General features: G+C 71.7%; 10 protein-coding genes. 5 read left to right on the top strand and 5 right to left on the bottom strand.

Features of this window, described 5'->3' with window-relative positions; all coding sequences use genetic code 11:
* Positions 1-71: 71 nt before the first annotated feature.
* Positions 72-1079: an acetylxylan esterase gene (locus ACIGDI_RS29180; protein WP_399902648.1), complete on the top strand. Its 1008-nt coding sequence runs from the start codon at positions 72-74 to the stop codon at positions 1077-1079.
* On the opposite strand, the gene ACIGDI_RS29185 is transcribed toward ACIGDI_RS29180, so the two are convergent.
* The 4 genes from ACIGDI_RS29185 to ACIGDI_RS29200 all read right to left on the bottom strand — a co-directional run bounded on the left by ACIGDI_RS29185 (position 1060) and on the right by ACIGDI_RS29200 (position 11145).
* Positions 1060-4332 (bottom strand): GH92 family glycosyl hydrolase, encoded by a 3273-nt coding sequence (locus ACIGDI_RS29185; RefSeq protein WP_399902651.1) that lies wholly within the window; start codon positions 4330-4332, stop codon positions 1060-1062. The two genes, ACIGDI_RS29180 and ACIGDI_RS29185, sit on opposite strands and share 20 nt — an antisense overlap.
* Positions 4333-4729: 397 nt before the next feature.
* The gene (locus ACIGDI_RS29190; RefSeq protein WP_399902654.1) at positions 4730-5809 is read right to left on the bottom strand and encodes a lytic polysaccharide monooxygenase; all 1080 of its coding nucleotides are present in this window, start codon (positions 5807-5809) and stop codon (positions 4730-4732) included.
* 284 nt (positions 5810-6093) lie between these two features.
* Entirely contained in the window at positions 6094-7587 is a 1494-nt protein-coding gene (locus tag ACIGDI_RS29195; RefSeq protein WP_399902656.1) for a sensor histidine kinase, read from the bottom strand.
* Between the two features lie 762 nt (positions 7588-8349).
* Positions 8350-11145, bottom strand: a complete 2796-nt coding sequence (locus tag ACIGDI_RS29200) for an aconitate hydratase (protein ID WP_399902659.1) — start codon at positions 11143-11145, stop codon at positions 8350-8352.
* Between the two features lie 303 nt (positions 11146-11448).
* Between ACIGDI_RS29200 and ACIGDI_RS29205 the strand changes: the two genes are divergently transcribed.
* The 4 genes from ACIGDI_RS29205 (at position 11449) to ACIGDI_RS29220 (ending at position 15207) form a co-directional block, all read left to right on the top strand.
* Entirely contained in the window at positions 11449-11646 is a 198-nt protein-coding gene (locus tag ACIGDI_RS29205; RefSeq protein ID WP_351476984.1) for a DUF4236 domain-containing protein, read from the top strand.
* Between the two features lie 64 nt (positions 11647-11710).
* Entirely contained in the window at positions 11711-13240 is a 1530-nt protein-coding gene (locus ACIGDI_RS29210; protein WP_399902662.1) for a helix-turn-helix domain-containing protein, read from the top strand.
* A 391-nt stretch (positions 13241-13631) separates the two neighbouring features.
* A complete protein-coding gene (locus ACIGDI_RS29215; protein WP_399902665.1) occupies positions 13632-14261 on the top strand; it encodes a lamin tail domain-containing protein in 630 nt (209 codons plus the stop codon).
* 175 nt (positions 14262-14436) lie between these two features.
* Complete coding sequence (locus tag ACIGDI_RS29220; RefSeq protein ID WP_399902668.1) at positions 14437-15207, top strand: hypothetical protein; 771 nt, start codon at positions 14437-14439, stop codon at positions 15205-15207.
* A 154-nt stretch (positions 15208-15361) separates the two neighbouring features.
* Here the strand turns inward: ACIGDI_RS29220 and ACIGDI_RS29225 are convergent, their stop codons facing one another.
* Positions 15362-16786 (bottom strand): hypothetical protein, encoded by a 1425-nt coding sequence (locus ACIGDI_RS29225; protein ID WP_399902671.1) that lies wholly within the window; start codon positions 16784-16786, stop codon positions 15362-15364.
* Positions 16787-16801 lie beyond the last annotated feature (15 nt).

The raw sequence follows: 16801 nt of genomic DNA on the forward strand, positions 1-16801 counted from the left end.
GTTGAAAGACGCGGGCGACTGGGTAGGACTCCGCAAGTTTCCATGCCCCGTCCGACTCCTGCGAGGTGGCCGTGCCCGCGTTCGACCTGCCGCTGACCGAGCTGGAGCACTACCGTCCGGACGTCGAGGAGCCCGCCGACTTCGACGAGTTCTGGCTCGGCACGCTCCAAGAGGCCGGCCGGCCGGAGCCGTTGGCGGCGATGACTCCGGTACGGACCGGCCTGCGGCTGACGGAGACCTGGGACGTGACCTTCAGGGGCTTCGCCGGGGATCCGGTGCGCGCCTGGTTCAGCCGGCCGGCCGGGACCCGCGACGCCCTCCCCGCGGTCGTCGAGTACGCCGGGTACGGACGCGGCCGAGGCCTCCCCCACGAGCGGCTGACCTGGGTGAACGCCGGATACGCGCATCTGCTCATGGACAACCGCGGCCAGGGCGACCAGTACGGCTGCGGCGGCGACACCCCGGACCCGCAGGCGGGCTCCTCGCCGGGCGGCCCGGGCGCGGCGGCGCGCGGCCTGCTCGCCCCGCGCGACTACCACTACCGTCGGCTGATCACGGACGCGGTGCGCGCGGTCGCGGCCGTGCGCGCCCTGCCTGGAGTGGACGGCAGCCGTGTCGCGGCCGTCGGGAACAGCCAAGGCGGCGGACTCGCCCTCGCCGTCGCGGGTCTGACACCGGACCTGGCGGCGGTCCTGGTCACCGCCCCCCTCCTGTGCGGCATCCGGCGCGCCCTGGACCTCACCGACGTCGGCCCGTACGGCGAGATCGCGGCCTACCTCGCCGTCCATCGCGGCGCCGAGAAGGCCGCGTACCGCACCCTCTCCTACGTGGAGGGGATCTCCCTCGCGCGCCGCGCCCACGCCCCGGCCCACTTCGGGGTCGGCCTGCGCGACACGGTGTGCCCGCCGAGCGGGGCGTACGCGGCCTTCAACCGGTATGCGGAACGGAGCGGCGCGGACCCCCGCAAGGAGATCCGCGCCTATCCCTACAACGGCCACGAGGGCGGCGACGCGGTGCACGTGCGCCGCCAACTCGACTGGCTGGCCGACAGGTTGGAGGTCAGCCGGTCGCGAGAGTGAACACGTGCAGGTCCGTGTTCTGCGGCAGCTTCACGCTCGCGATGGTCTTCCCCTCCGGCGCCGTGAAGGGCTTGGTGGCGAAGACGTACGTCGCCACCGGGTCCTTGTCGGCGCCGGCGACATTGCGGTACGCGGTCCTGGCGACGACCTCGTTGCCGTACTGGACGGTGCCGCCGCCTCCGCCGACGGTCCAGTCGGTGAAGGACAGGTCGACGGTGTCGGTGCCGCCGTCGGAGTAGGTGACGGTGGCCCGGGTCTGCTGGTTGCCGTTGACGGCACTGCCGACGAAGGACAACTTGCGCACTGGTGCGGGGAGTTGGATGGTCTGGCCGGCGGCGGAGACGTTGTCCGGGCGGCCGCTCGGGGAGTCGGGCCAGGTGAAGGAGAGGCCCTGCACCGTGCCCTGCCCGCCCGGCGTGAGCCCGGCCGCCGCGAGGGCCTGGCGGGAGTAGCTCCAGCCGCCGCCGTCGTAGTCGGCTTCGTCGTGGTCGCCCTCGTCGTCGGAGACGCCGGTGTTGTCGTAGGCGGCGAGCAGGGTGCCGGGGGCCGCGACGGTCAGGGCGACGGGCTGCTCGTAGGAGGTGCCCTGCGAGGTGACGGTGACCTTGACGTCGTAGTAGCCCTGTTTGGTGTCCGCACTCGACGCGAGGGTGATCTCCTGTTTCCCGTCGGCGACCGTCCCTTGGGCGGGTGTCGCGGTGATCCCGTCGGGCGTCTCGACCTTGAACCGCACCTCGGGGCCGGCACCCCCGCTCATCGACAGCGCCCGGATGTCGACCTTCGCGCTCCCGCCCGGTGCGACGGTCGCCGTGGTCGGACCGACGCCGATCTGGTACGGCTGCTCGCCCGCGCGGAAGGAGGGCGGCGCGTCGGACGGGTCGGCGCCCCAGGTCTTGTCCGGCGTGCCGGAGAGCGTGTAGTCCAGCCGTCCGCCGTCCCGCACGAAGGACGCCGGGAGCCAGGGACGCCCGCTGGTACGGCCGTCGACCTTCAGCGAGGTGATGTACGGGGCGTCGGCGGCGGCGCCCGTCGCCCGGACGGAGATGTCGTTGCCGTGCGGGCGGTCGATCTCGATGCGCGGGAACAGCGGTGAGGCCAGGGCGAGTTCGGCGCGGGAGGGGACCTGCGGGTACATGCCGAGGGCGGAGAAGACGTACCAGGAGGACATCGCGCCGAGGTCGTCGTTGCCGGGGATGCCACCGGGCTGGGTGGACCACAGCTGCCTCATCGCCGCGCGGACGGTCTCCTGCGTCCTGTACGGGGCGCCCGCGTAGTCGTACAGGTAGGGCACGTTGATCGACGGTTCGTTGTCCAGCTCGGACTTGTCGCCGCCCCCGCCGGTGAAGGACCAGCCGCCGTCGCTGTCGTGGAAGAAGGCGTCGAGCCGGGCCAGCGCCTTGTCCTTGCCGCCCATCGCCGCGAAGAGGCCGGCCGGATCGTGCTGGACCATCCAGGTGTACTGGGCGGCCGTGCCCTCGACGAAGCCGTTGCCGGTGGACGGGGTGAAGCCGGTGACCCAGCTGCCGTCCGCCTTGCGGTTGGCGATGTAGCCGCCGGTCGGGTCCGCGGCGATGTTGAAGTTGTTCTGCCACCACTGCGCGCGCTCGGCGAAGGCCTTCGAGGTGTCCTTCTCCCCCGCCGCGGCCGCGAGTTGGGAGAGCGAGAAGTCCGCGCCGGACATCTCCAGGGTCTCCGCGGCGCCGCCCCAGGCGTTGGAGACGGACGGCATGTAGTGCAGCTTCAGGTACTTGTCCAGGGAGGGGCGCTGCCCGACCGACAGCACGGGCTTGCCCGCCGGGGACAGGTCCTGCTCGGTCGGCACGGTGGCCGCCCGGACCAGGGACTTCAGCGCACCGCGCAGGTCGAAGTCCGTGCCGCCGAAGGCGCGGATGCCGGCGAGGGCGGTCGGGGACGGGTCGCCGTTCATGACGTGGGTGCCGCTCGCGCCGTGCAGCCAGCGGTCCCAGACACCGCCGTTCTGCCCGGCGAGCTCGTACAGGGACTGGGCGATGTCGGACCCGGTCCGCGGGTCGAGGAGGGTGAGCAGCTGCACCTGGTCGCGGTAGACGTCCCAGCCGGAGAAGGTGCCGTACTGCGCCCGGTGGCCGCCGCCGACGGTGTGCACCTCGCCGTCGCTGCCGCGGTAGCGGCGGTCGGCGTCGCTGATGACGTTCGGGTGCAGGAGGGAGTGGTAGAGCGCGGTGTAGAAGGTGGTGCGCTCGTCGTCGGTGCCGCCGCCCACGCGGATGGCGTCCAGCCGGTCGCGCCAGGCCCGGCGGGCCGCGTCCCGCACCGCGTCGAAGGAGCGGTGCGGCGGGTTCTCGGCGGCGAGGTTCGCCTCGGCGCCCGCCCGGCTGACGTAGGAGATGCCGACCTTGACGCCGACGGGGCCGTCGCCGGGCGCGAACTCGACGTAGCCGCCCGCCCCCTTGCCCGCGACGGGCCGCCCGCCGTGGGAGAAGCCGCCGGTGCCGCCGGAGGCCGAGGTCGAGCCCGGGTTCAGCCTGTCGTCCTGCCAGGTGCCGGTCGCCTTGAACGCGCGGTCGAAGCGGGCGGTGAAGTACAGCGTGTAGTAGGCGCGTTGGCCTTCGGGGTCGAGATAGCCGCAGAAGTTCCCGGAGGTCACCGAACCGGAGACGGTACGGGTCTTCGGGTCGATGGTGACCGAGGAGTCGGTGGAGCCCACCTCGGAGTTGGCGGTGCGGATGAGCAGGGAGGCCGGTTTGTCGGCGGGGTAGGTGAACCGCGCCGAGCCGGTGCGGGCCGTGGCCGTCAGGTCGGCGGTGACCCCCGAGGCGAGGCCGACCTTGTAGTGGCCGGGCTCGGCCGTCTCGTCGGTGTGGCGGAAGTCGGAGGCGTAGACGGCGTCCTTGGTGTCGGCGGCGGGCGAGGAGGTGACCTCACCGGCGTAGGGGAAGAACGGGATGTCGCCGCTGCCGCCCGCGCAGCCCGTGCCGGACATGTGGGTCAGGCTGAAGCCTCTGATGCGGGTGGCGTCGTACTGGTAGCCGCCCGGCGCGGCGGTGCGGGTGGCGTCGCCTCTGGTGTTCTCCGGGCTGAAGGAGAACATGCCGAACGGGGCGACGGCGCCCGGGAAGACGTCCCCGCCGTTCTTGGTGCCGATGAGCGGATCGACGTACGGGGTGGGGTCCTTGAGCAGTTCGGGGGGTGCCGCGGTGGCCGCCAGGGCGGGCGTGGCACCGGTGACCGCCAGAACGGCGGCCAGCAGCAGGGACGCAGGGCGCAGGCGCATGACGCGGCCCCTCCTCCTTCGGACGGGTCGCGCACCACGGGTCGCACAAGCCGCAGGGACAGTAGCGTGCGTCACGCGTATCACGGAAGAGGGCGTCCGCAGGCGGGGGCGCACCGGAAGGGCATCCGTACGGGCCAATCCGGCAGGCCAACTCGATTGACAGCGTTGTCGGTTGACGCGGTAAAGTCATGTGCAGACCAATAGACAACGTTGTCGTCGTCGCACCGCGGCATCGCCACAAGCCAGCACCATCCGGACAGGTACTCCCCCGGCCTGCCCGGCTCGCGGACCCGGTGGAGCGTCATGCCGCCACCGGGTCCGCCCCGAGCCCGAGCGTCTGCCGGGTCGACCGGCCCGAGAGTTCGACCGACCCGGCGGGTTCAAACGACCCGGCGGTTCAACCGACCTGGCAGGGAAGGGTGGTCGCCGTATCACCTCCGTCGCCCCGGACGACGTACCCGAAGGTCGTGCTCTGTCCCGGGCTCAGTGATCCGTTCCAGTCGGCGTTGTGGACCATCACGTCCTGGCCCGTGTAGGTCGCGTTGCCGTTCCACAGGCTCGCCACCGACTGGCCGCCCGGCAGTGTGAAGTCGACCATCCAGCCCAGCATGGGGACGTCACCGGTGTTGGTGACGGTGACCTCGGACTGGTAGCCGCCGCTCCAGTTGCCGGTGGTCCTGCGAGTGGCGGAGCAGGTGCCCGGAACGGGGTCGGTGGGGTTGCCCGGGTCGTGGATGCCGGTCACCTCGCCGTGGCCGCCGTCGAAGACGACGTCGGAGCAGGAGTAGAAGGTCTCCGCGCTGTCCGAGCGCTGCCAGACCATGTAGACGATGTGACGCCCGGACTTGTTGTCGGGGAGCTTGCCGGACCAGGAGTAGTTGGCCTCGACCGTGCCCGGAGTGCCGTTCAGGGGCGGGTGGTCGATCGTGAGGAAGGGCTTGTCCTCGATGTCGTTCCAGGTGAGCGGCTTGGTCGGGTCGAAGCCGTCCTTGGTGATGTAGACGTAGAACCAACCCGGGTGCGCCGCCCAGGCGTTGTAGGAGAAGTCGACGGTCGCGCCCGAGGTGAGGTGGGTGACCGGCCAGTCGCTCCGCGGGAGGTTGAAGCCGGTGAAGTTGGGGTTGCCGCCGCTGCACAGCTCGCCGTCCGGGACGAAGCCGCGGGTGCGGCCGGCGCCGTCGGAGCGCAGCACGGAGAACCAGTTGTAGAACGGCGTGGTGCCGCTGACCTGTTGGGCGGCCTTGCACGCCGGGTTGACCGGCTTGATCTCACCGGTGTCGGTGAGGCCGTCCTGCCAGCACAGGAAGGTGCGGCTGCCGGGTTTCATGGGGGTGCCGTGGGCCTCCGCCCTGCCTCCCGCCGTGACGACGAGGGCGAGGGCCGGGAGCGTGGCGAGGAGGGAGACCAGGACGAGGAAGAGGGCCCGGGTGCGCGCCGAGGACGCTAATCGACCCGTTCTTGGTGTTGACAGGATCATGACAGTTGTCATCCTTCGCGTACGACCGTACGGATGCGGGTGCGGGGTGCGCGTGAGCTGCCGAGCGGGGTGGGAACGGCCCCGAGGGCGGCGGGTTCCGGTCCGTCACCTTTATGGGAGCGCTCCCACCCTGCCTGTGGGGGAAGTTAGCGCTGTCGAGCCCGCTTGTAAACGCCCGGCGCGGCCTGCCACTCGAATACGACGCCGTCTCAGCCGCCGCACCGCCGGAATGTCCGCCGCCGTGAACCCTGAGCGGAGTTCGGGCGCAGACCGTACGGACGCGCTCAGTGCACGGCATGCGTGCCGCTTGGAGACTCCACCGCGAACGGGTCTGCGAGCAGCGGGAGTTGGACGGTGAACTCCGTTAGGCCCGGAGCACTTTCCACGTCGATCAGACCCCCGTGCGCCGAGACGACGGCCCTGACGACCGCCAGCCCCAGTCCGGATCCGCCCTTCGTTCCCGGGGACCGGGTCCGGGAGGAGCCTGCGCGGGTGAAGGGTTCGAAGACCGTCGGCAGCAGTTCGGGCGCGATCCCGGGCCCGTCGTCCCGCACCCGCACCACGCACCGCTCCCCCGTCGCCTCGACCTCGACCAGGACCGTCGTGCCGGCGGGCGTGTGCATGCGCGCGTTGGCCAGCAGGTTGGCCAGCGCCTGGTGGAGCCTCGTCCGGTCCCCGGTGACGAGGGCGGGCGCGTCGTCGAGGTGCAGCGCGAGCTGCCAGTGGTGGTCGTCGTCCGACGCCCGGGCCTGCCACACCGCCTCGGCGGCGACGGCCGCGAGATCGACCTCGGACTGCTCCAGGGGGCGTCCGCCGTCCAGCCGGGCCAGCAACAGCAGGTCCTCCACCAGCCCGGTCATCCGCGCCGACTCCGCCGACACCGTCCGCCAGGCCAGCACCGGCTCGACCCGGTCCGTGCCGCGGTTCATCAGCTCCGCGTAGCCGGCGATGGAGGCGAGCGGGGTGCGCAGTTCGTGACCGGCGTCGGCCAGGAAGCGCCGCATGCGTTCCTCGCTGCGCTGCCGCTCGGCGAGGGAGGTCTCCACATGGTCGATCATCCGGTTGAGGGCGGCCGCGACCTGGCCGGCCTCGCTGCCGAAGTCGGTGTCCCGGACGGGGACCCGGGTCAGGCCGGTGACCTCGCCCTGGTCCAGGGGCACGCTGGTGACCGTGGCGGCGGTGGCGGCGACCCGGCCCAGGGGGCGCAGTTGCCGTCGTATGACCACCGCGCAGACGACGCCCGCGACCGCCAGACCGGCCGCCGCCACCGCGGCCTCCGCCGCCAGGAGTCCGCCGATCGTGTTCCGGACGTCGTCCATCGGCAGTCCGGCCAGGACGCGTACGTCGCCCGACCGCACGGCGGCGATCCGGTAGACGCCGAGTCCGGGCACGGTACGGGTGTGCTCGGACCCGTCGGTCGCGATGCCGCGCAGGGCGGCGCGCTGGTCCGCGGTCAGGTTCCGCGGTGGGGCGTCCTGGCGGACGACGGCCGCCGACACGACGCCGCCTTGCGCGTCCAGCCGGGCGGCGAGCAGGCCGGCGGGATGGCCGTTCTCGGTGAGGAAGGACAGGCTCGTCCGGTCGTGCGGAGACAGCTCGGCCCGGCCCAGGCCGCGGGCCACCTCGTCGCCGACCCGGTCGTCCAACTCGCCCATCAGATACGAGCGTTGGAAGAGCGCCGTGGTGCCCGCCATCGCGGCGCACACGGCGACCAGGGTGGCGGTGACGAAGAGCAGCAGGCGGGTGCGCAGGGAGCGGCCGCGCGGACGGGCGGTCATCTGCCGCCCTCCGCCGGCCTGTTGGCGTGGCGCGCGCCGCGTGCGGAGTGCCTTACGGGCGCCCGGCCCCGGCCTCGCCCGCCTGTGCGGCGCGCACGGCGCCGGGCGGCGTCCGCGACGAGGCCACGGCAGTCGGCAAAGGGCTCGTCGCCCCCGCGATCGCCCCGTCGGCCGCCGCCGTGACCGAGCCCTGCCACGGGCTCCGAGCCGGCGTCCCGCGTGCGGCCTGGTGCCCGCATGCCGTCCGGGCCCGTCGCGGACCCCGAGCCGGCATCCCGCGCGCCACCTGACGCCCACGCGCCGTCCGAGCCCGCCGCGAACCCCGAGCCGGCATCCCGCCTGCCGCCTGGCGCCCGCACGCCCTCCGGGTCTGCCGCGGACCCAGAGTCGGCGCCCCACGCGCCCCCTGGCACCCGCACGCCGTCCGAGCCCGCCGCGAACCCCGAGCTGGCATCCCGCCTGCCGCCTGGCGCCCGCACACCCTCGGCCGGGCAGGGCCGCCGGCGCGCCTCGGCGACGGCGGCAGGTGCGGGCGGCGCGTCGGTGTGGGCGGGCTCGGTGGTGACGACGAGCGCGTGGACGCGGTGGCCGGTGCGGGTCCCCAGGGTGCCTGACATGTCTCGATACTGTCCCGGTCCGCTGTCGGAACCCTGTGTTCAGCCTGAGGGTGGGTGATGACATCGGGCGGATACGACGGAAGGGCCGCACCCCCGACATACGGGGATACGGCCCTTCCGGCACTTAACTGCCCTGCGCCGCCGCTTACTTGCGGATCAGCGAGCGCAGCACGTACTGCATGATGCCGCCGTTGCGGTAGTAGTCGGCCTCACCGGGGGTGTCGATGCGGACGACCGCGTCGAACTCGACACCGGTGTCGGTGGTGACCTTGACCGTGCGCGGCGTGGTGCCGTCGTTGAGCTCCTCGACGCCGGTGAAGGAGAAGGTCTCCTCGCCGGTCAGACCGAGGGACTCGGCGTTCGCACCCTCCGGGAACTGCAGCGGCAGGACGCCCATGCCGATGAGGTTCGAGCGGTGGATGCGCTCGTACGACTCGGCGATGACGGCCTTGACGCCGAGGAGCGCGGTGCCCTTGGCCGCCCAGTCGCGGGACGAGCCGGAGCCGTACTCCTTGCCGGCCAGGACGACCAGCGGGATGCCCTGCTCGATGTAGTTGCGGGAGGCGTCGTAGATGAAGGAGACCGGGCCGCCGTCCTGCGTGAAGTCGCGGGTGTAGCCGCCCTCGGTGCCCGGCGCGATCTGGTTGCGCAGGCGGATGTTGGCGAACGTGCCGCGGATCATGACCTCGTGGTTGCCTCGGCGGGAGCCGTAGGAGTTGAAGTCACGACGCTCCACACCGTGCTCGGTGAGGTACTTGCCGGCCGGGGTGTCGGCCTTGATGGCACCGGCCGGGGAGATGTGGTCGGTCGTCACCGAGTCGCCCAGCTTGGCCAGGACCCGGGCGCCGGTGATGTCGGAGACCGGGGTGGTCTCCATCGTCATGCCGTCGAAGTACGGGGGCTTGCGCACGTAGGTCGACTCGGCGTCCCACTCGAAGGTGTTGCCGGTCGGGATCGGCAGCGCCTGCCACTGGGCGTCGCCGGCGAAGACGTCGGAGTAGGACTTGTTGAACATGTCCTCGCCGATGGCGTTCGCCACGACGTCGTTGACCTCGGCCTCGGAGGGCCAGATGTCCTCGAGGAAGACCGGGTTGCCGTCCTGGTCGGTGCCCAGGGCGTCCTTGGTGATGTCCACCTTCATGGAGCCGGCGAGGGCGTACGCGACGACCAGCGGCGGGGAGGCCAGGTAGTTCATCTTGACGTCGGGGTTGATCCGGCCCTCGAAGTTGCGGTTGCCGGAGAGGACCGACGTCACGGCGAGGTCGTGGTCGTTGACGGCCTTGGAGACCTCCTCCGGCAGCGGGCCGGAGTTGCCGATGCAGGTGGTGCAGCCGTAACCGACCAGGTTGAAGCCGACCTTGTCGAGGTACGGGGTCAGGCCCGCCTTGTCGAAGTAGTCGGTGACGACCTTGGAGCCCGGGGCGAGGGTGGTCTTGACCCACGGCTTGCGGGTCAGGCCCTTCTCGACCGCCTTCTTGGCCACCAGGGCGGCGGCGACCATGACGTAGGGGTTCGAGGTGTTGGTGCAGGAGGTGATGGCCGCGACCGTCACCGCGCCGTGGTCGATCTCGTACGTCGAACCGTCGGGGGCGGTCACCTGGACCGGGTTGGACGGTACGGCACCGGTGCCCTGGCCGTGCTGCGGGGCGCCGGCGCCGTTCTCCTGGTTGCCGTAGGCCGGGGCGTCGGAGGCGGGGAAGGACTCGGCGCTCGCCTCGTCGACCGGGGAGGCCGCGGCGGCGGGGCTCTGCGCGACGGGGGCGTCGACGTAGTTGAGCACGTCCTTGGCGAACTGCTGGGCGGCGTTCGCGAGGACGATGCGGTCCTGCGGGCGCTTCGGGCCGGCGATGGAGGGGACGACCGTGGAGAGGTCGAGCTCCAGCTTCTCGGAGAAGTCCGGCTCGGCCTTCGGGTCCAGCCAGAGGCCCTGCTGCTTGGCGTAGGCCTCGACGAGCGCGAGCTGCTGCTCGGAACGGCCGGTGAGCTTGAGGTACTTGATCGTCTCGTCGTCGATCGGGAAGATCGCGGCGGTGGAGCCGAACTCCGGCGACATGTTGCCGATGGTGGCGCGGTTGGCCAGCGAGGTGGCGGCGACGCCCTCGCCGTAGAACTCCACGAACTTGCCGACCACACCGTGCTTGCGGAGCATCTCGGTGATGGTGAGCACCAGGTCGGTGGCGGTGGTGCCGGCGGGGAGCTCCCCGGTCAGCTTGAAGCCGACGACGCGCGGGATGAGCATGGAGACCGGCTGGCCGAGCATCGCGGCCTCGGCCTCGATGCCGCCGACGCCCCAGCCCAGCACACCCAGGCCGTTGACCATGGTGGTGTGCGAGTCGGTGCCGACGAGGGTGTCGGGGTAGGCCTGGCCGTTGCGGACCATGACCGTGCGGGCCAGGTGCTCGATGTTCACCTGGTGGACGATGCCGGTGCCCGGCGGGACGACCTTGAAGTCGTCGAACGCGGTCTGGCCCCAGCGCAGGAACTGGTAGCGCTCGCGGTTGCGGCCGTACTCCAGCTCGACGTTCTGCGCGAAGGCCTCGTGGGTGCCGAACTTGTCGGCGATGACGGAGTGGTCGATGACCAGCTCGGCCGGGGAGAGCGGGTTGACCTTCGCGGGGTCGCCGCCGAGCTCCTTGACGGCCTCACGCATGGTGGCGAGGTCCACGACGCAGGGCACGCCGGTGAAGTCCTGCATGATCACGCGGGCCGGCGTGAACTGGATCTCCTGGCTGGGCTGGGCCTGCGAGTCCCAGTTGCCGAGGGCGCGGATGTGGTCGGCGGTGATGTTCGCGCCGTCCTCCGTGCGGAGCAGGTTCTCCAGCAGGACCTTGAGGCTGTACGGCAGCCGGGCCGAGCCCTCCACCTTGTCCAGCCGGAAGATCTCGTACGACTCGTCGCCCACCTGCAGCGTGCTGCGGGCGTCGAAGCTGTTCGCCGACACGACAGTCTCCTTCATTGATGTGCGCGTACCACCACGATCCTGCCGCCACGGCATCTCGGCCGATCCGCTAAGGTAAGGCTAAGTTAGGTAACCCTTACTGCCAGACTGATGGCGGCGTGCGACTGCGGTGCTCCTCGGCAGATATCTCGATGTCGAGATAACTCTAGTACATGGGGGCGGGATGGTCATGCCCGGGCCCGGACCCGTCGCGCCCCGATCCGGCGACGCGAGCCATCAGCGAGCCATCAGCGGGCCGACTCGGGGTAACCGGGAGATGTCATGCACCCAGTGAAAGGAGGCGCGATGCCCCTCACGTTCCGCAAGAGTTTCCGGATCCTTCCCGGAGTGCGGCTGAACATCAACCGGCACTCCTGGTCCATCACCACCGGTGGCAAGAACGGACCGCGGCACACGCACAGCAGCACCGGACGTCGTACGACATCGATGGATTTGCCCGGACCTTTCGGATGGCGGCGCACCCGTACGGAGAGGCGGGGTTGACGGGGCATCACCCGAATGGGCCCCCCGGGATGCCCCATCTCATATCTGAGATAGCCTCAACCTCATGTCAGACGACTACCTCGTACGCATCGGCAAGCTCATCCGTGACGCCCGGCAACACCGAGGCTGGACACAGGCGCAACTCGCGGAGGCTCTCGGCACCAGTCAGAGCGCGGTCAACCGCATCGAGCGCGGAAACCAGAACATCAGCCTTGAGATGATCGCCCGAATCGGTGAAGCCCTGGAGAGCGAGATCGTCTCTCTGGGATACGCGGGTCCGATGCATCTGCGTGTGGTCGGCGGCCGTCGGCTGTCCGGGGCCATCGACGTCAAGACGAGCAAGAACGCGTGCGTGGCGCTGCTCTGTGCGTCCCTGCTCAACAAGGGACGCACCGTGCTGCGCCGCGTCGCGCGCATCGAGGAGGTCTACCGGCTGCTGGAGGTCCTCAACTCCATCGGCGTGAAGACCCGCTGGGTCAACGGTGGCGTCGACCTGGAGATCGTGCCGCCGGCCGAGCTGGACATGGCGGCGATCGACGCCGACGCGGCCGTGCGGACGCGGTCCATCATCATGTTCCTCGGCCCGCTGCTGCACCGCATGGACCGCTTCAAGCTGCCGTACGCCGGCGGCTGTGACCTCGGCACCCGGACCATCGAGCCGCACATGATCGCGCTGCGGCGGTTCGGGCTGGACGTCGCCGCCACCGAGGGCCAGTACCACGCCCAGGTGGACCGGGGCGTCCGGCCAGACCGCCCGATCGTGCTGACCGAGCGCGGGGACACGGTCACCGAGAACGCGCTGCTTGCCGCCGCCCGGCACGACGGCGTGACCGTCATCCGCAACGCCTCCTCCAACTACATGGTCCAGGACCTGTGCTTCTTCCTGGAGACGCTCGGCGTCCGGGTCGAGGGCATCGGCACCACGACCCTCACCGTGCACGGCGTGCCCGACATCGACGTGGACGTCGACTACTCCCCCTCCGAGGACCCGGTCGAGGCGATGAGCCTGCTGGCCGCGGCCGTCGTCACCGAGTCGGAGCTGACGGTGCGCCGGGTGCCGATCGAGTTCCTGGAGATCGAGCTCGCGGTCCTGGAGGAGATGGGCCTCGACCACGACCGCACGCCGGAGTACTTCGCCGACAACGGCCGCACCCGGCTGGTGGACCTGACCGTCCGCCCCTCCAAGCTCGAAGCGCCGATCGACAAGATCCACCCCATGCCCTTCCCGGGCCTGAACATCGACAACGTCCCCTTCTTCGCGGCGATCGCGGCCGTCGCCCAGGGGAAGACCCTGATCCACGACTGGGTCTACGACAACCGCGCGATCTACCTGACGGACCTCAACCGCCTCGGCGGCCGCCTGCAACTCCTCGACCCGCACCGGGTCCTGGTCGAGGGCCCGACGCGCTGGCGGGCCGCCGAGATGATGTGCCCGCCGGCCCTGCGGCCCGCCGTGGTCGTCCTGCTGGCGATGATGGCGGCCGACGGCACGTCCGTCCTGCGGAACGTCTACGTCATCAACCGCGGCTACGAGGACCTCGCCGAGCGCCTGAACTCCATCGGGGCGCAGATCGAGATCTTCCGGGACATCTGACGGACCACCGGGACATCCGAGGCGAAGGGGCGCCCCCGATCGGGGGCGCCCCTTCGCGTCGGGCTGTTACTCACTTTCTGATGACGGCGTCCTCGCCGGTGGGGTGGCGAAGACTGGCGGACAGATGCCGTATTCCCGTGTTTTCGGGCATCTTGCGCCCCACATGACGTCAACATGACGCATTCGGCGGGTAAATGGTCTATACAGCCGACAGTTATGGATATCTGTCGGATCTGTAATGAACCCACGCATGTCCCTCATCAGACGTGGGGGTTCGGTGCAGGGTGTGGATGTGCGGCCGACCGGTCGCCACCCGCACAACGCACCTCGCCGGCCTGCGGTTTCATCACCGTGCCGGGGTGTGCACCCACCCTTGCGAAGGGGGACACTCGTGTCCGTTTCTGCTTCCGTCCGTCGTCTGACCGCCGCTGCGGCCGTCGCCGCCGCAGTCGTCGGTGGCGCCGCGCTGCCGGCCGCTGCCGCCGACGCCCAGCCCGGCCGCGCGTACCACGGTTCGGTGTTCATCAGCGCCGTGCACCACGCCTCCCCGTGGCGTGACGGCCGGTCCAACCGGTCGCTGAACCAGGAGTGGGCGGACGTCACCAACGACTCCCGCCGGGCGGTGAACCTGGACCACTGGACGCTGTCCGACCGGGACGGTCACACCTACACCTTCCACCACGTCCTGCTGCAGGGCCGCTCGACCGTCCGTGTCCACACCGGTCTGGGCCGGGACTCCAGGAGCGACGTCTACCAGGACCGCCGCGGCTTCGTCTGGGACAAGAACTTCGACACGGCGACGCTGCGCGACGAGCGCGGCCGGCTGGTCGACGAGACCTCCTGGGGCCGTCACGACCGCGACGGCGACCGACGCGACGGAGACCGCCGCCACGACCACGACGGCTGGGACGGGCGACGCGACCACGACGGGCGGGACGGGCGTCACGACCGCGACGGCCGGCACGACCACGACGGGGACCGCCACGACGGCGACGGGCGGCACGGCGACTTCCGCCGCTGAGCGACCGGCACGCCGGCCTCGCCGGCCGGCTGAATGACCGATTGCGCGCCGCCCCTCGGCTCGGGGCGGCGCGCAATCATGAGGACAGTGTCGTCAGGGGGCGTTCAACACGTGCAACACACTCGACCGGCCGGGGCGTGCGCCGGAGCGTCCGGCAGCACCGACCATTGCCTGCATGACGCAGGTGCTCGACCGGGATGGTCAACGACAAGCGCTCCTCAGGCATTTGACGGCACCGTACTTCGCACCGGCCGGACTGGACGTCTGGGCGGAGGCGATCGACCGGTGTGTGAGGGAGGGGCTGGAGATCTTGGGCGGGCGCGAACGCGCCGATCTGATGGGCGACTTCGCGTTGCCGCTCACGGCGACCGTCGGCGCGCACGTCTTCGGTCTGCCGCCCGCCCACGCGCCGCACATGATGGAGCTCGCCGGGCGGCTGTTCGGCCACGAGGACGCGCAGACCCCCGGCATCCGGGCCGCCCGGCGGGAGTTCGGTGTGCTGGTCGAGGAGGCGCTGCGGGAGAAGGCGGAGCTTCCCGCCGACGACGTGATCGGCGCCCTCGTCCGCGCACGGCACGGCGGCGCGATCTCCGGCCGCGAACTGCGGGAGCAGGCGGCCGGGCTGCTGATCGGCGCGTCGGGCACCACCGCCATCCGTCTCGCCTACGGCGCCGCGCTGTTGCTGCGGCACCCGCAGACCCTCGGGCGCGTGCCGGCCGGGGACCTCGTGCCAATCCTGGAGGAGCTGCTCGGGCCGCGGCTGACGGCTCCGTCCGCCGTCGGCGCCCCGCTCGCCCGCCGGGTGGCCGCGGCCGCGCTGCCCGCGCTGTTCGCCCGGTTCCCCGGCATGCGGCTGGTCGGCGAGCTCACCGACATCGTGTGGCGGGGCGCGATCGGCGACCGGCGGCCGGTGGCCGTACGGGTGCTGCTGGACGTACGCGCATGACGCCGGCCGCCGGGGGCACGCGAGGGACGGCAGTCACGCCGACCGCCGGCGACACGTGAAGGCAGCCGGGGCCACGTGAAGGCCGGCGGGGGCACCGGCCGTCGGCGGCACGTGAGGAACGGCGGGGGCGCCGGCCGCAGCGGCGCCTTCGTGCTCACGCAGGGCTGCCAGTACGTCGGCCGTCGTCAGAGGGTCGGTCATGCGACCACTGTGGCCGCACGGACCGGCCGCCGTCCGCACCGCTACTCCGTTCGGCCCCGGATATCACCCGTGCCCACAGTTCCGCGACGACGGGACTGCGCCGATAGGGGGCGAGCTCGTGCCGGATCCCGGCGACCCGCTGGGCGACCTGCTGGGAGTGGACCCGGGGAGCGTCGTCGAGGCACTGGTGCCACAGCGCGCAGGCCTCGTCGAGGCGGCCCTGCGCGAGGTGCAGTTCGGCCGTGCTCGCCAGGGTGAGCACCCGCGTCCGGTTGCGGTGTGCCTCGCGTTCGCGCAGGGAGAGTTCGTAGGCGTGCAGGGCCGGGCCGGACTCGCCGAGCGCGCGCAGCACCTGGGCCTGCTGGTAGGCGAAGTCGGCGTGGGCGTAGTGCGTGAACGGGCCCGCGGCGCTGTCGGCGCGCTCCAGCCACCGCTCGGCCCGCAGCAGGGTCCGTACCGCCGTGCGCGGCAGCCCGGTCATCGCCTGGCCGAGCGCGCACTGGGTCAGCACATAGGCGTGGGTGCCGGGCGAGGCCGTGCTCGGCACCGTCTCGGCGGCGGTCTCCGCCAGCCGCAGGGCGGAGCCGGGGGCGCCCAGGCGCAGTGCCTGGCCGCTCAGCGCCCGCAGCCCGATGGCGTACAGCCTGCGGTCGCCCGCGTGGGCGGCCAGCGCCAGGGAGACCTCGTGGGCCTGCTGGGCCTGTCCCTCGGCACCCATGTCGGCGGCGGACTGGGCCAGCAGATGGGCGAGTTGGGCCGCACCGGCGAACAGCGCCCGGTGGCCCGGTTCCTCTCCTCGCCGGCGCAGCCAGGGCGTGACGACGTCGGCGAGGTAGCCGGCCAGCACCGTGCGGGTGTAGCCGCCGCCGAAGGCGTCGAGGTGGAAGGCGCAGAAGGCGGCGGTGTCGCGCATGGACCTGATCTCCAGGCCGAGGTCCGCCGGCTCGCGCGGGTCGTCGCGGACGGCGCGCTCGGCGGGCCCGCCGGGCACGGGCGCGCCGGGCCGGAAGGGGACCGCTCGGGCCGCCGCCCGGTAGCGCGGGTCCGCCTCGGCGCCGGCCAGGTCGCCGAGCCGGGCGACGGCGTCGAGGGCGACGGCGTCCCCGCTGTGTGCCTGGGCGTCCTGGAAGCCGGCGTCGAAGGCGGTGACGGGCCGGCCCAGCCGCTCGCTCAGCGCGTGGCAGAGCAGCTCCACGGTGAACGAGCGGGGCCGGGTGCCGGCCAGCCAGTGCGAGACCGAGGTCCGGTCGTAGCGGGTGGCCTGCCCGCGCAGGGCGGCCAGCCGGTTGACGTGCCGGGCGAGCGCCTCGTGCGTCAGGCGGGCCTCGGTGACGAGCAGTCGTAAACGGTGGTTCGGAGAGCGACGGTGCGAGGCCACGGGCATCTCCACGGG

The organism is Streptomyces sp. NPDC085900 (genome assembly GCF_044540925.1).
GTDB lineage: Bacteria > Actinomycetota > Actinomycetes > Streptomycetales > Streptomycetaceae > Streptomyces > Streptomyces gilvifuscus.

Excerpts from the sequence above, each read along its gene's own strand:
- ACIGDI_RS29220 (WP_399902668.1), top strand. The coding sequence starts at position 14,437 with ATGACGCAGGTGCTCGACCGGGATGGTCAACGACAAGCGCTCCTCAGG.
- ACIGDI_RS29195 (WP_399902656.1), bottom strand. The coding sequence starts at position 7,587 with ATGACCGCCCGTCCGCGCGGCCGCTCCCTGCGCACCCGCCTGCTGCTC.
- ACIGDI_RS29185 (WP_399902651.1), bottom strand. The coding sequence starts at position 4,332 with ATGCGCCTGCGCCCTGCGTCCCTGCTGCTGGCCGCCGTTCTGGCGGTC.
- ACIGDI_RS29205 (WP_351476984.1), top strand. The coding sequence starts at position 11,449 with ATGCCCCTCACGTTCCGCAAGAGTTTCCGGATCCTTCCCGGAGTGCGG.
- ACIGDI_RS29210 (WP_399902662.1), top strand. The coding sequence starts at position 11,711 with ATGTCAGACGACTACCTCGTACGCATCGGCAAGCTCATCCGTGACGCC.
- ACIGDI_RS29190 (WP_399902654.1), bottom strand. The coding sequence starts at position 5,809 with ATGATCCTGTCAACACCAAGAACGGGTCGATTAGCGTCCTCGGCGCGC.